Origin of the sequence: Bradyrhizobium sp. BRP56, from assembly GCF_020194035.1 — a bacterium.
GTDB classification, from domain to species: Bacteria; Pseudomonadota; Alphaproteobacteria; order Rhizobiales; family Xanthobacteraceae; genus Bradyrhizobium; species Bradyrhizobium australafricanum.
In genome coordinates, this window is sequence record NZ_JADYVV010000058.1 from 17,090 (window position 1) to 30,129 (window position 13,040).

The 13,040-nt window shown below is 64.4% G+C and carries 8 protein-coding genes; 4 read left to right on the top strand and 4 right to left on the bottom strand.

The window, feature by feature from the left end:
* Positions 1–9 precede the first annotated feature (9 nt).
* On the bottom strand, positions 10–3,543 hold the full coding sequence (locus I6F38_RS31970; protein ID WP_225163214.1) for a helicase-related protein: 3,534 nt from the start codon (positions 3,541–3,543) through the stop codon (positions 10–12).
* 683 nt (positions 3,544–4,226) lie between these two features.
* Positions 4,227–5,039, bottom strand: coding sequence for a DUF3108 domain-containing protein (locus tag I6F38_RS31975; protein ID WP_225163238.1), 813 nt, complete (start codon positions 5,037–5,039; stop codon positions 4,227–4,229).
* Between the two features lie 372 nt (positions 5,040–5,411).
* Between I6F38_RS31975 and rpmB the strand changes: the two genes are divergently transcribed.
* From rpmB to I6F38_RS31995, 4 genes are all read left to right on the top strand, one after another.
* Positions 5,412–5,720 (top strand): 50S ribosomal protein L28, encoded by a 309-nt coding sequence (gene rpmB, locus I6F38_RS31980; RefSeq protein WP_016843498.1) that lies wholly within the window; start codon positions 5,412–5,414, stop codon positions 5,718–5,720.
* Positions 5,721–6,145: 425 nt separating this feature from the next.
* Positions 6,146–6,739: a hypothetical protein gene (locus I6F38_RS31985; RefSeq protein ID WP_225163215.1), complete on the top strand. Its 594-nt coding sequence runs from the start codon at positions 6,146–6,148 to the stop codon at positions 6,737–6,739.
* Between the two features lie 1,300 nt (positions 6,740–8,039).
* A complete protein-coding gene (locus I6F38_RS31990; RefSeq protein WP_028336196.1) occupies positions 8,040–8,267 on the top strand; it encodes a hypothetical protein in 228 nt (75 codons plus the stop codon).
* A gap of 299 nt (positions 8,268–8,566) precedes the next feature.
* Positions 8,567–9,772, top strand: coding sequence for an ABC transporter substrate-binding protein (locus I6F38_RS31995; protein ID WP_225163216.1), 1,206 nt, complete (start codon positions 8,567–8,569; stop codon positions 9,770–9,772).
* Between the two features lie 269 nt (positions 9,773–10,041).
* Here I6F38_RS31995 and I6F38_RS32000 read toward each other — a convergent pair whose 3' ends face one another.
* Complete coding sequence (locus I6F38_RS32000) at positions 10,042–11,004, bottom strand: alpha/beta hydrolase (RefSeq protein ID WP_225163217.1); 963 nt, start codon at positions 11,002–11,004, stop codon at positions 10,042–10,044.
* Positions 11,005–11,200: 196 nt separating this feature from the next.
* Positions 11,201–12,979, bottom strand: coding sequence for an NAD(P)/FAD-dependent oxidoreductase (locus I6F38_RS32005; protein ID WP_225163218.1), 1,779 nt, complete (start codon positions 12,977–12,979; stop codon positions 11,201–11,203).
* Between the last annotated feature and the right edge of the window lie 61 nt (positions 12,980–13,040).

Consider the following 13,040-nt stretch of genomic DNA (forward strand, 5'->3'; position numbering starts at 1 on the left):
AGGGTTGGACTATTCCTTCCGGCCTGCGAGCTGCTCTTTCAGGGCAGCGAGCTTGGCGAATGGCGAATTCGGATCGATCGGCCGGTCGCGCTCGCGCGGCGCGCTCGAGGCGTAGGGCCGATGCGACGGGCCGCCCTCGCGCTTGTCGCGGCCGCCCTTGCTGAAATCGCGGCCGCCGCGATCACGATCGCCGCGCTCGCCCTTGCGGTCGCCGCCGAACTTGTTGTCGCGGCGACGCTCATTGTCGCGATCGCGACCCTTGCCTTCGAAGCGCTCGCGGCGCTGGCCCTTGTCGTCCCTGTTGTCGCGGGCCTGCGCGCCCTCGGCGGGCGCCGCGGCCGGATCCGCGGGCGCGCCTGGACGCGGCGCGCGGAAATCCTGGTGACGGCGCGGACGGCGATGCTGTTCGCGCTTGCTGTCGCCCTCGCCGCCGCCTTCAGCGGCCTGCGCGCCCTCGGCGGGCTTGCCCTGGTGACGGCCGCGGTTGCGATCGTGGCCGCGATGATGCGGACGGCGCTCGTCGGAGCGGCCACCGGGACGCCAAACTTCGACCAGTTGCGGCTCGGCCGGCGTCTCCGCGGCGGCGGCAGCGGCTTCAGCCGGTGCTGCCTCGGCACTCGCGGTCTCCGCGGGGACCTCTGTGGCGGTCTCGGAGGGTGTCTCTGCAGTGGCTTCCACGGCAGGCGCGGGCTCGGGTACCGCTTCCGCAGCGGGCGCCTCAGCAGCGGGCTCTTCGGCGACAGCGGCGGGCTCCGCGGCAACTTCTGCCACGGGCTCGGGCTTGGTCTCGACGACGACCGGCGTCGCCTCGCTGGACACCACCTCGGCAAAGCCGACATCGGGCAGCAGCGCGGCCGATGGTGCGGGATCGCCGGACACCGGCTGATCCGTGACAGCCTCCGGCGCTTCGGCCACAACCTCGGCGGTGGCACCGACCGGCGCATCCACGGCGGCGTCAGAGGTCGCCTCGACCGGCGGCGTCTCGGCGGCGACCGTCTCGGTGGTCTCGGCCACGGTCTCCGTGGTCTCGGCGACGGCCTCCGTGGCCTCGGCCGGCGCGGCCTCGACGGGCTTCGGCGGCAGCGGCGGACGGCGGTCCATGCGGTAGCCGAGCGCGCGCAGGATCGAGGCAAAATCCTCGCCCGCAGAGCCGGTCAGCGAGGTCATCGCCTGCGTCACGACAAAGCCGCGGCCGTCGAACGCACCCGCAGGCTTCTCGCCCGGCGAGGTCTCGCGCCAGGCCAAAGCGGGGCGGATCAGGTCGGCGAGCCGCTCCAGGATGTCGACGCGCACCGCGCGCTCGCCGCACTGGCGATAGCCGAGCACGCGATAGGCATCGCGCGGCAACGCCTTATCGACCGGGAACGAGGTGCGGCCGCTGGAGGCGAGATGCTGCACATTCGACAGCGCCGCCATGTCGGCATTGCTCTGCTTCTCGGCCCACAGCAGCGAGGCCAGCGAGCGCGCCGCGGGCTTCAAGAGCTGCGGGAAATAGATGTGGTAGGCGCCGAACCGCACGCCGTATTTGCGCAGGGCCGCACGCGAGGGCTGGTCGAGATCCTTCATCTCGGCCGCGATCCTCGCGCGTTCGAGCACGCCGAGCGCCTCGACCAGCTGGAAGGCGATGCCGCGGGCGATGCCCTGCAGATCCTCGGCCTTGGACAGTTCGAACAGCGGCCCGAGCAGCTTTTCGATATGCGTCTTGAGCCAGAGATCGAGCCGGGTCTGCACCGCTTCGCGCGAGGCGCCGGTCAGCCGCTCGTCGGAGATGATGCGCAGCCGCGGATGCAGCGCGTCCTCGGCGGCCACCAGCTTGGCCACCGCATCGCCGGTCCAGCGGATGGTGCCGTCGGAGGTCAGCACGAACTGCTCGTCGGGGGCGGCGCCCAGTTTCTCGGCGCGCGCATCGATCTCGCGCGCCAGCACCTGCTGGGCGGCGGCTTGCAGCGCCTTGGCGTCGCTGCCGGCCTCGGCCGCATCAGGTGCGAAGGTGAAACCATCGAGCCGGCCGATCACGTGGCCTTCCACGATCACTTCACCGGTCTTGCCAATTTCCGTATTCAAAACTGAGTTCTCCCGCAGGCGGCGCATCAATACACTGGTCCGCCTGTCAACGAAACGCTCCGTGAGCCGTTCATGCAGCGCATCGGATAATTTATTTTCGAGCTCGCGCGTGATCCCCTGCCAGTGGTCCGGGTCGTAGAGCCAGTCCGGCCGGTTGGCAACAAAGGTCCAGGTCCTGATCTGCGCGATCCGGCCCGATAGCGTGTCGATATCGCCGTCGGTCCGGTTGGCCTGGTCGACCTGGGCGGCAAACCATGCGTCAGGGATACGCCCCTTTTGCATCAGGAAGCCATACAGCGTGGTCACGAGTTCGGCATGGGCGGCCGGCGACAGCTTTCGGTAGTCTGGAACCTGGCAGGCCTCCCACAGCCGCTCCACCGCGGCCGCCCCATGCGCGAGATTGCGCACCTCGGCGTCGCGCGCAACATGCTCGAGCACGCGCAGATCCTCGGCCACCGGGGCCCGCGTCAGTGCCTCATGATTGGGCGACAGCGCCAGCGACACCTGCAACGCGCCGAGCGAGGCGAAGTCCAACTTCGCGTTGCGCCATTGCAGCACCTTGACGGCATCGAAGGTGTGGTTCTGCAGCGCGTTGACGAGCTCGGGCTCGAACGGCGCGCAGCGCCCGGTGGTGCCGAAGGTGCCGTTGCGCGTGGCGCGGCCGGCACGGCCCGCGATCTGCGCGAATTCGGCCGGCGTCAGGCGGCGGAACTGATAGCCGTCATATTTGCGGTCGGAAGCGAAGGCGACGTGATCGACGTCGAGATTGAGCCCCATGCCGACCGCGTCGGTGGCGACGAGGTAATCGACGTCGCCGTTCTGGAACATCGCGACCTGCGCATTGCGCGTGCGGGGCGACAGCGAGCCCAGCACCACGGCCGCGCCGCCATGCTGACGGCGGATCAATTCGGCGATCGCGTAGACTTCGTCGGCCGAGAACGCGACGATTGCCGTTCTGCGCGGCTGCCGCGTGATCTTGCGGTCGCCGGCGAATTCGAGTTGCGAGAGCCGCGGCCGCGTGATGATCGACGCGCCCGGCAGCAGCCGTTCGATCATTGGCCGCATGGTCGCAGCGCCCAGCAGCAGCGTCTCGTCGCGGCCGCGGCGGTTGAGGATGCGATCGGTGAATACATGCCCGCGCTCGAGATCGGCCGCGATCTGGATCTCGTCGACCGCGAGAAAGGACACATCGAGATCGCGCGGCATCGCTTCCACGGTCGAGACCCAGAAGCGCGGCGCCTTCGGCTTGATCTTCTCCTCGCCCGTGACCAGCGCGACGTTATCGACGCCGGCACGATCCGCGATCTTGTTGTAGACCTCGCGCGCCAAGAGCCGCAGCGGCAGCCCGATCAGGCCCGACGAATGCGCCAGCATGCGCTCGATGGCCAGATGCGTCTTGCCGGTGTTGGTCGGCCCGAGCACCGCGGTGACGCCTGCACCGGGCACGCGGTCATTTCCGAACGAAGTTGAGAAAGCCATATTTTGCAGGTGTTTCTTGAATTTGTTGGGGCGCTCTCTGATCCGTCATCCCCGGTACAACGGCGAATTCGCCGTTGTACCTGCAAGGAGCGCGTCAGCGCGTCTCGAAGGATGCACGGCCGAGATCGACCCGTTTGCGGCGATCTTGATGAGACAGCAGGGCCGTCGCCCTTCGAGACGGCCGCTGCACGGCCTCCTCAGGGTGACGGTGAGGGATTGACGCTCTGGTCTTCACTCCTTCACGCGTCCTTTCACAAAATCTGTCTCACAATGCGACGCTTTCCGCGCCTACCTTAAGCTCTGGAACGACTCTAGAACGAATCGCGGCCGAATCGCTGACTCGATTTGGGACCTGATACGTTCACCGCAACATCTCGGGTAGGCTGACGGCGGCGGCACTAGATCAAGTTTGAGAGGGCTCCACAAGCACAGGATATGCGGACTGAATTCCTTAAGTTCCAGGGGTGGCCGAGTCGAATCAGAAGCGGACAAGAGTCAACTGGATTCCGGTGACGTTCGTTGCATGCCTTGGAGGCTCTCATTCTCTCAGACCGTCACCCTGAGGAGGCCGCGCAGCGGCCGTCTCGAAGGGCGACGCCACCAGCGGGGCCGTTCATCCTTCGAGACGCGCTTCGCGCTCCTCAGGATGACGGGTCCGGCAGCGGCGGCCGCGATCAGGATCCCTACTGCGTCTTCGCCACGCGCGGCGGCGCGGCTGTGGTGACGAACGAGGTGGCTTCCAGCATGGCCTGGCCGAGCGGGGTCGGGATCGTCATGCGGAACGGCACCAGCAGGCGGGTGCCGGCGATCGGCACGAAGGCGATCTCGATGTTGCGCTGGGCGGCGAGATATTTGATCACGGGCCGATCCGGGATGTAGCCCGAGATCGGCACGAAATAGAGCGCGCAGACCAGCGCCGGGCCGTGATAGCCGCGCTCGGCTTTGACGATCTCGACCCGCTTGAAATCGAGCTTGAGGTCGTAGCGCATGCGGCCGTCGAAGATGCCGGCGCCGCTGCGGCAAATATCCGGGCTCATCAGTTCGGCATTGCCGGGCGCGCGCAAGAACGAGCCGGTCATCGGATCGAACACGTTCTTCTTCTGCGCATCCGTCACCGGCAGACGGTCGGGATCCACCGGCGGCTCCGGCTCGATCGCGGATTCCTTGATGCCGCCATTGGCCAGCACCATCCGGATCGTCTCCGACTTCTTCGAGGTGGTGGTGGTCGCGGTGTAGGAGGAGGCCGCCAGCGCCCCGTTGACGACGCGGCCCTGCGAGGCGCCCGCGCCGGAGCCGCCGGAAAACGCCTTCAGAAGGCCCGCGGTGCCGCCCTGGGCCGAGGCCGAGAAGCTGTCGTCGCCGATTTCGATGGTCCAGCTGCCCTTGCCGACCGGGATACCGGCCAGGGTCGCCTCATACTGGGCGTCGAGCCGCCCCTGCGCGCTGGCGCGCTCGGCGCAGAACAGCAGCAATGCGCCCGCGCACAGGCCGAGCAGCCGGCCGAGCGGGGGCAAAATGGCAATGGCGGTGGTCACTTAACCTACCTGACGGTCCTGCTATCGGCGCTCTATCCGTTGTCCATTTCGGCGTTCAATTCGGCCGGACAACAAGGCGCATCTTGTATGGAACCTAGACTTGCAGTCGAATACGCCCTTTATATGGTTGCCATATCTGCCGTTAAGTGGCTGGAAGACCTTATGAACCGGCATTTCCGGTGCCCCGCATGCGGCGATATAATCTTGACGCTCGGGTATTCTCCCCCTATACACCCGCGGTTCCTGGAAAATGGACGCGAATTCAAAACCCCCGCGCGGGCCGTGTGATTGCACGCCCTTCGAGCGGCGGGGATGCAATAAGGATTTTGTAAGATGTCCCGGCGCTGCGAACTGACGGCCAAGGGCCCCCAGACGGGCCACAAGGTGAGCCACTCGAACATCAAGACCAAGCGGCGCTTCCTGCCGAACCTGGCCAACATCACCTTCATCTCCGAAGCGCTCGGCCGCAACGTGCGCCTGCGCGTCTCGACCAACGCGCTGAAGAGCGTCGACCACAATGGCGGCCTCGATGCCTACCTGCTCAAGGCCAAGGCCGACGTGCTCTCGCCCCGCGCCCTCGAACTGAAGCGCGCGATCGAGAAGAAGGTCGGCAAGCCCGCGCCGGTGAAGAAGGCGAGCTGAGCTAAGCCGCACACGCGGAATTCGCGGGAAGAGAGATTTGAACGGCCGGGTCGATGACCCGGCCGTTTTTGTTTTGTCAGTTTGACGTATCGGCTGCGACTTTCGTAGCGCCGTAACATTGCCGTACCCTCACAGGAAAATTGAGCTAGATTTCGACCATTGGTTGTTCAACCGGTGCGATTATTTGCAAATGCTCTCGCTTTCAGTTTTGATCCGCGCAATTTGTCTAGGAGCTGCGGCAACGACTTTGATCGCACTTGGCGCTTACGACCAAGACAACAACTCGATGAGACGGCGCCTTCACATTTCGGGGTAAAAACCGCTTCACCAGCCGCGTCCATCTGGAGGACGGAATCGTCATGGCTCGCATCAGCGCTGATCCCGCGGAGCCATGATAGCTAATCGATCGCATTAAGGGGGGGCCCATGGAGCGGCTTACATCACTCGGACTCAGCGTCTTGCAGTTGTTTCTGACGTTGCCACCAATTACGCAATGGGCGGTAGCGATGCTCATCGTCTGCGCCTTATTGGCTCACATATTCGCTTACAACGAAACCACGATTCACGAAGGTCCATCAATCTTCACTACGGCAGGCATCTTCTTCACGTTTTTGGGCATCGCTGAAGGATTGTATGAATTCGATCCGCAGAGGATAGACGCCAGTATCCCCGCACTTCTCGACGGACTGAAGACTGCCTTTATCGCCTCGGTTGTCGGAGTGGGTGCAGCTCTCTCAATAAAGCTCCGATATGTGACGCTCGGGGTCAAACGGTTAGACCCTGCTGTCTCAGCCAATGGCGCCACCGTCGACGATCTTTACATTCAACTTGTCAATGTCCAGCAATCGTTGGTCGGCGACGAAGAGGCGACTTTAATTTCGCAACTCAAACTCAACCGGCAGGACATGAATGATCGTCTGGACGCCTTGGGACGATCACAAACGGCATTCATGCAAAAGCTGGCTGAGAGTAACACCATATCGATGCCGACAAGTCTGACAGCCACCCCACGAACATAAAGCTGCTCTGCATCCGGTGTCACGCGGGTCAATTTCAGCATGCGCACCTGAAGGACAATCCAGACTATTCAGTTTTCTGCCGCAAGTATCCCAAGATCGATCGAAATGCGGCTTGCTAGATCCAAGCGCACGATCTTCATGAATAAATTGACTCCGATTGACCCAAATTCGCCCGTCAGTGCCGCGCCAAGAATCGAATTTCCTCAGTTTTTGAACGCGACACACCCTGTCCAGTCCTCGCAAAGAAAATATTCCTTTTCCCCATCACGCTAACTCACGAGTACAACCTCCGCGTCCCGCCTCCTCTGAGAGGGGCGTATCGCGATCGTCACGGACGTTGGGTGCGGGATGCGGTGGACGCGGGTGGCGCGCGAGACGCATCGCGGACGGTGAAAGTGTGTGGTCCTGACGCCCCAGTGGCTGGTGTCCTCTCGCGAAACGCGAAAGCGTCTTGTGAGGGCGGTGGCAAACAAGCCCTGTCTCGCCGGGGAGAGCACGTATGAGCCGTAACCCATCCGCGCGGGGAACGCCGGGATCGCCGACCGTACCTGTGGTCCTACCTCCCGAGCTTTTTATTGCTCGGGACCCATGGGTGCGTGCTGGCCCCGGCGTTCCCTGCGCCCTCCAGCGAGGGTCAAGCTGCCGCAAAGCTCGGGCCTATCGCGCCGCGAGACTACGCGCGCACACCCTCTCCCGCTGTCTGACAGGTGAATCGAACCGACCGACTCGCGCACATGCGGATGCGTAACGAATGGAATCTTCTTTACGCAATGACGCGTGAAGTAAAATCGTCCATCGCGTCGCGCGAGAAGAGATGGATTGCTTCGTCGCTTCGCGCCTCGCAATGACAGTCGTCGCTATTGACTACGACAGTCCGCTGACAGCTGTTGCCAATGACAGCGGTGTCATTCATCCATCACGCGCACATCACACGAATCTCTGCTTGATGCGTCGAGAGCGCGTGAAGAAAGCCTTAACGCGCGGGCCGCGCACAACGAAGAAAGCCTCTAAATCACGGCAAAAGCGGCTTGTCGCGGCAACGTTAGTCACAACCTCACGCGATCGATCACGAGCGCATGAGGCGCATGCAAAACGCCACGATCTCTTCCAGATATTAGTGTGCAAACAAGCCGTCCGACACGAATGCGATTCGACGCGGTACGCCGCATCGTCTCGAAGACCGTGAGGGACATCACGGCCAGCACAACTGATTGTGAGGCATGTGCGCCGCACTCTTGGGAAGAAGCCTGGCCGTTCCTATGTCACGTCCAAAGAACGACCCCGATAAAGGAATTGCTCGATGCAAGTTCGCGCAGCCGATCCGCGCGGAAGACTGGTGCCTGCGATTGCAACCGCCGCCGTGGCGGTGCTCGCCACGGCCGCCCTCGTCATCCTCGAATTCAACCCGCCCCGCAATGTGCAGGCCGCGGCCGAGCCCGGCATGATCACCTCCGCCGCCGCCAGCAGAGCCGGCGCTACCGTGCTGCCGACCGATCCGGTCACGACCGGCAGCGTGCGGGTGCGCTGAGGCGCGACTCTCTCATCATCGTCGTCCCGGCCGAGTGCGCAATTGCGCACGGGGGCCGGGACCCATTATCACTAAAGTTTGCCGTTACGCGGAATGTTGCCCCAGCGTCGCTCCAAATAGGCAGTTGGGGTAATGGGTCCCGGCCTTCGCCGGGACGACGCTGGTGGTTACACCGTGCCGCTATCGCACCAGCCGCATTTTCGCATCCCTGCCCCGGCATCTCGTCGCAAGCCCACCTCCCTCGACCTGCGTAAGCTCTCCCTCGCGAACAAAACAAAAAAGTCACAGGGAGGCTCACGATGATCTGGAAGGCCGTCACGGCAGCCGTCGCGCTTGCGCTCGCGACGCAGGTACACGCCGCCGAGAAGAAATATGGCACGGGCGCCAGCGACACCGAGATCAAGCTCGGACAGACCTCGCCATTCTCCGGCGCGGCGTCGGCCTACAGCGTGATCGCGAAGACGCAGGCCGCCTACTTCAAAATGATCAACGACCAGGGCGGCGTGAACGGGCGCAAGATCAATCTGATCACGCTCGACGACGGCTACTCGCCGCCGAAGACGGTGGAGCAGACGCGCAAGCTGGTGGAGCAGGAGGAGGTCGCCGCGATCCTCAATCCGCTGGGCACGCCGACGGGCCTGGCCGTGCGCAAATATCTCAACGACAAGAAAGTGCCGCAGCTGTTCGTCGGTGCCGGCGCCACGCTGTGGGGCGACTACGCGCATTATCCGTGGACGATCGGCTTCCAGCCGTCATACCAGGCCGAGACCGCGGTCTACGCCAAGTATGTGCTGACCAACAAGCCGGACGCGAAGATCGCGCTGTTCTACCAGAACGACGACGCCGGCAAGGATTACGGCAACGGCTTCAAGAAGGGACTGGGGCCGGAGAACACCGCGAAGATGGTGGTGGCGGAAACGACCTATGAATCGACCGATCCCACGGTCGACAGCCAGATCGTGAAGCTGAAGGCCTCCGGCGCCAACGTGCTGTTCATGCACGCGATCCCCAAGCAGGCGGCGCAGGCGATCAAGAAGATCGGCGAGATCGGCTGGAAGCCGGACCTGTTCTTCCTCGCGGCGACCTCGACCTCGGTGTCGTCAGTGCTGAAGCCGGCCGGCTTCGAATACTCCAAGGACATCATCTCGTCCTACTCGCTGAAGGATCCGAACGATCCGCAATGGAAGGCGGATCCGGACGTGATCGCCTGGCAGGACTTCATGAAGAAGTACTTTCCGGACGGCAATCTGCAGGACCAGCTGATCGTCTACGGCTATGTGGTGGCGGAGGCGACGGTGCAGGTCTTGAAGCAATGCAGCGACGACCTCACCCACGAGAACATCATGAAGCAGGCCGCCAATCTCGACATCGCGCTGCCGATGTTCCTGCCCGGCATCAAGGTGAAGACCTCGCCGACCGACTACTTCCCGGTCGAAGCAATGCGGCTGCAGAAGTTCAACGGCGAGACCTGGCAGCTGTTCGGCGACACCATCGGGAACGATTGATGGGTGAGAGAACTGAGTGGGAGTTGAAGGCGGAAATTGTAGAATGCGAAACCATCCACATCGTCCCGGCGCAGGCCGGGACCCATTACCCCGACTGGATGGCGTGGCGTGACGCTGGGGCCGCAGCCTGCTCCTGCAACAGGCTGCGGTGGTTATGGGTCCCGGCCTTCACCGGGACGACGAGGAGGTTAGAGTCCGTTCGCCAACAAAGGCCGGGACAACGCGGAGGTTAGAGTGCCATTGCCAACAACGGCCGGGACGACGGGAGCTTAGACGCCCTGCTCCAGCAACACCCGAAAATCCGCCCGCGCGCGCTGCGCCTCGGCGCGTGCGGCCTCTGACGCGTCGCCAAGACCAAAGTAGCCGTGAATCAGGCCCTCGCCGGAATGATAGCTCACCGGCACACCCGCCGCCTGCAACGCCTTGGCGTAGGCGTGGCCCTCGTCGCGCAGCGGGTCGAACCAGGCTGTGGTGACGACGGCTGGCGCCACGCCTTTGAGGCTCTTCGCGCGCAGCGGCGAGACGCGCCAGTCGGCGCCCTCAGCCTTGTCGGCGAGATAGTGCCCGCAGAACCACTGCATCGTCGCCCGGGTCAGGAAGTAGCCGTCCGCATTCTCGGCGCGCGACGGAAATTTGGCATTCTCGTCCGCATCGGCGAAATTGCCGACCACGTCGGTGACGGGATAGACCAGCAGCTGCCCGGCGAGCCTGATGCCGGCGTCGCGGCAGGCCAGCGCGGTGGTGGCGGCGAGATTGCCGCCCGCGGAATCGCCGGCGACGCCGACGCGGGAAAGATCGCCGCCGAACTCGGCGATGCGCGCGACCACGTCGCGGATCGCGGCGAACGCATCCTCGAACGCACCGGGAAAGCGGGTCTCCGGAGGCTGGCGGTAATCGACCGAGATCACGACAGCGCCGGTGTCGATCACGAGGTTGCGGGCCTGGCGATCATGGGTCTCGAGATCGCCGGCGACCCAGCCGCCGCCGTGGAAGAAGATCACGGTCGGCGCCGTGCCACGGCCGTTGCGATAGAGCCGCGCGCCGAGCTTGCCGGCGGCGCCAGCGACCGCGATATCGCGTGCCACGTCGACCGGTGGCGGCGGCACCGCCTTGCGCGCCTCGGCCAGCGCGCGGAGCGAATCGCGACAGCTCTGCGGCGTCATGGTTTCGGGATCGCGCAGCGGCAGCAGCGGGATGATCTTCTCAATGACGGGATCGAGCGGAAGCGGCATGGGAGTCCTTTAGTTCAAGTGAGCAACGATGGGGCAACTTGCTTGACCTCGCCCCGCTTGCGGGGAGAGGTCGGCGCGCAGCGCCGGGTGAGGGGGAATCTCCACGAGTCGAATGCGCGGACGGAGCCCCTCACCCCAACCCTCTCCCCGCAAGAGCGGGGAGAGGGAGAAGAAGACAGCAGGTGAGATGATCTCGTCAAAACTCTACCTGCTTGGAAAGCGTGCCGGCCTCGATCGCTGCGATCTGCAGCGCGATGAAGCGGCTGTAGATGCGGGCCTGTGAGAACGCGCCGCCGGCGAACCAGAGGCCGGGCTGCGGCGTGCGTGTCCACATGTTGCGCAGCTCCTGGCTCGCATCGTCAAAGCCCCAGACGCGGCCGACGCGCTCGGCGACGTCCTCGCCGAACAAGCTGCCGACCAGATGGTCCGGGCCCTTGTAGCCGGTGGCGAGCACGAACAGCTCGGCGGCGAGCGACGTGCCGTCCTTCAGCGCGAGGCCGGTGGCGGTGATATCAGCGATATCGGCGGCCTGGATCAGGCGAATCTTGCCGTCGGCGATCAGCTCGGAGCAGCCGACATTGAAGTAGTAGCCGCCGCCGCGGGAGCGGAATTTCAGCGGCCAGCCGGTGCCGTCCTCGCCGAACTCGAGCCGGAAGCCGGCGCGCTCCAGCCGCGACAGTAAGGGCGCATCGAGCCGCTTCACCTCGTCGGTGATGATCCTGTGCGCGATCTTCATCACCGGGAGCGGCACGCCGGAATTGAGGATGTCGCGCACCTCGATCGGCGGGCCGTCGCCGAGATAGGTCTTGTCGTAGAGCTGCGCGGGCTCGACATTGACCACCATGGTCGGGCTGCGCTGCACCATGGTGACGTCGGCGCCCGCGGCGTGCAGCTCCTGGCAGATGTCATGCGCGCTGGTGCCGGTGCCGAACACGACGACCGAACGCCCGGCCCATTCGCGCCCGGCCGCGAACGCGCTGGAGTGCAGCACCTTCCCTTCGAAATTCCCGATGTCGTCGATCCTGGGAATGTTCGGCGTGCCGCTGACGCTGGTCGCAAGCACGACGTGCTTCGGATGCAGCGTACGCGGGCCACAGTTGCGTTGCAGTGTCACCGTCCAGCGTTGCGTCGTATCGTCATAGCGCGCGCCTTCGAACGAGGTCTCGGTCCAGAAGTCGAGCTCCATGATGTCGACATAGCTTTCCAACCAGTTCGCGATCTTGTCCTTGGGGATGTAGTCTGGAAAGCTCGGTGGGAACGGCAGGTAGCGAAACAGATTGACTGGCGTCTTGTTGTGCAGCTTGAGCCCGCGATAGCGCAGCCGCCAATTGTCGCCGATGCGCCGCCCGCGATCGACGATCAGGGCATCGAGCCCGATCCGCTTGCACTCGACCGCGGCCGCGATGCCGGCATGGCCGCCGCCGACGATCAGCACGTCGGGCTCGCGGTCGGCATAGGCGCGCGAGGCCTGCCGCTGCTCCAGCCAGTCGGGTGCGGCGAAATCGCGCGCGTGGGATTGCTCGGCGGCGCCGTCGGCGCGCGCCTCGCAGATGCGGTTGAAGTCGAGCATCGTGGAGAACGTCCACGCCGCGGAATTTCCGCTGCTCTCATGCAGCAGGCGGACCGCGCCGGTGCCGGGACCATTCGACGTGTCGAAGGTGAAGACAGCCTCGATCGCCTCGCGTCCGGCCACCACAGCCCGCCGCGGTATCAAGGCACGGTCATCGAGACGAAATCCGCGCGCGACGACCGCTTCAGCGCGCGTCAGCAGTTCGGCAACGATGCGCTGCCGTCCGCTGAAGGTCGCAAACCGCCAGGAGATGCCGAAGATATTGCGCCAGTGGCTCTCGGGCGCAAACAGCGCGGCGAGAGCCTCGGCGGAGCGGCTCGCGAACGCCGCATCCAGCGCGCCGATCCATTGCTCGGCGGCAAGTTCAGGCGCGTCCTCCGTAGCCGGGTTCAGTTTGTCCAACATGATCGTGCTTTCTCGGGAGCAGTTGCCGTCTATCTGACAACATGCTCCCGAAAAGCATAAC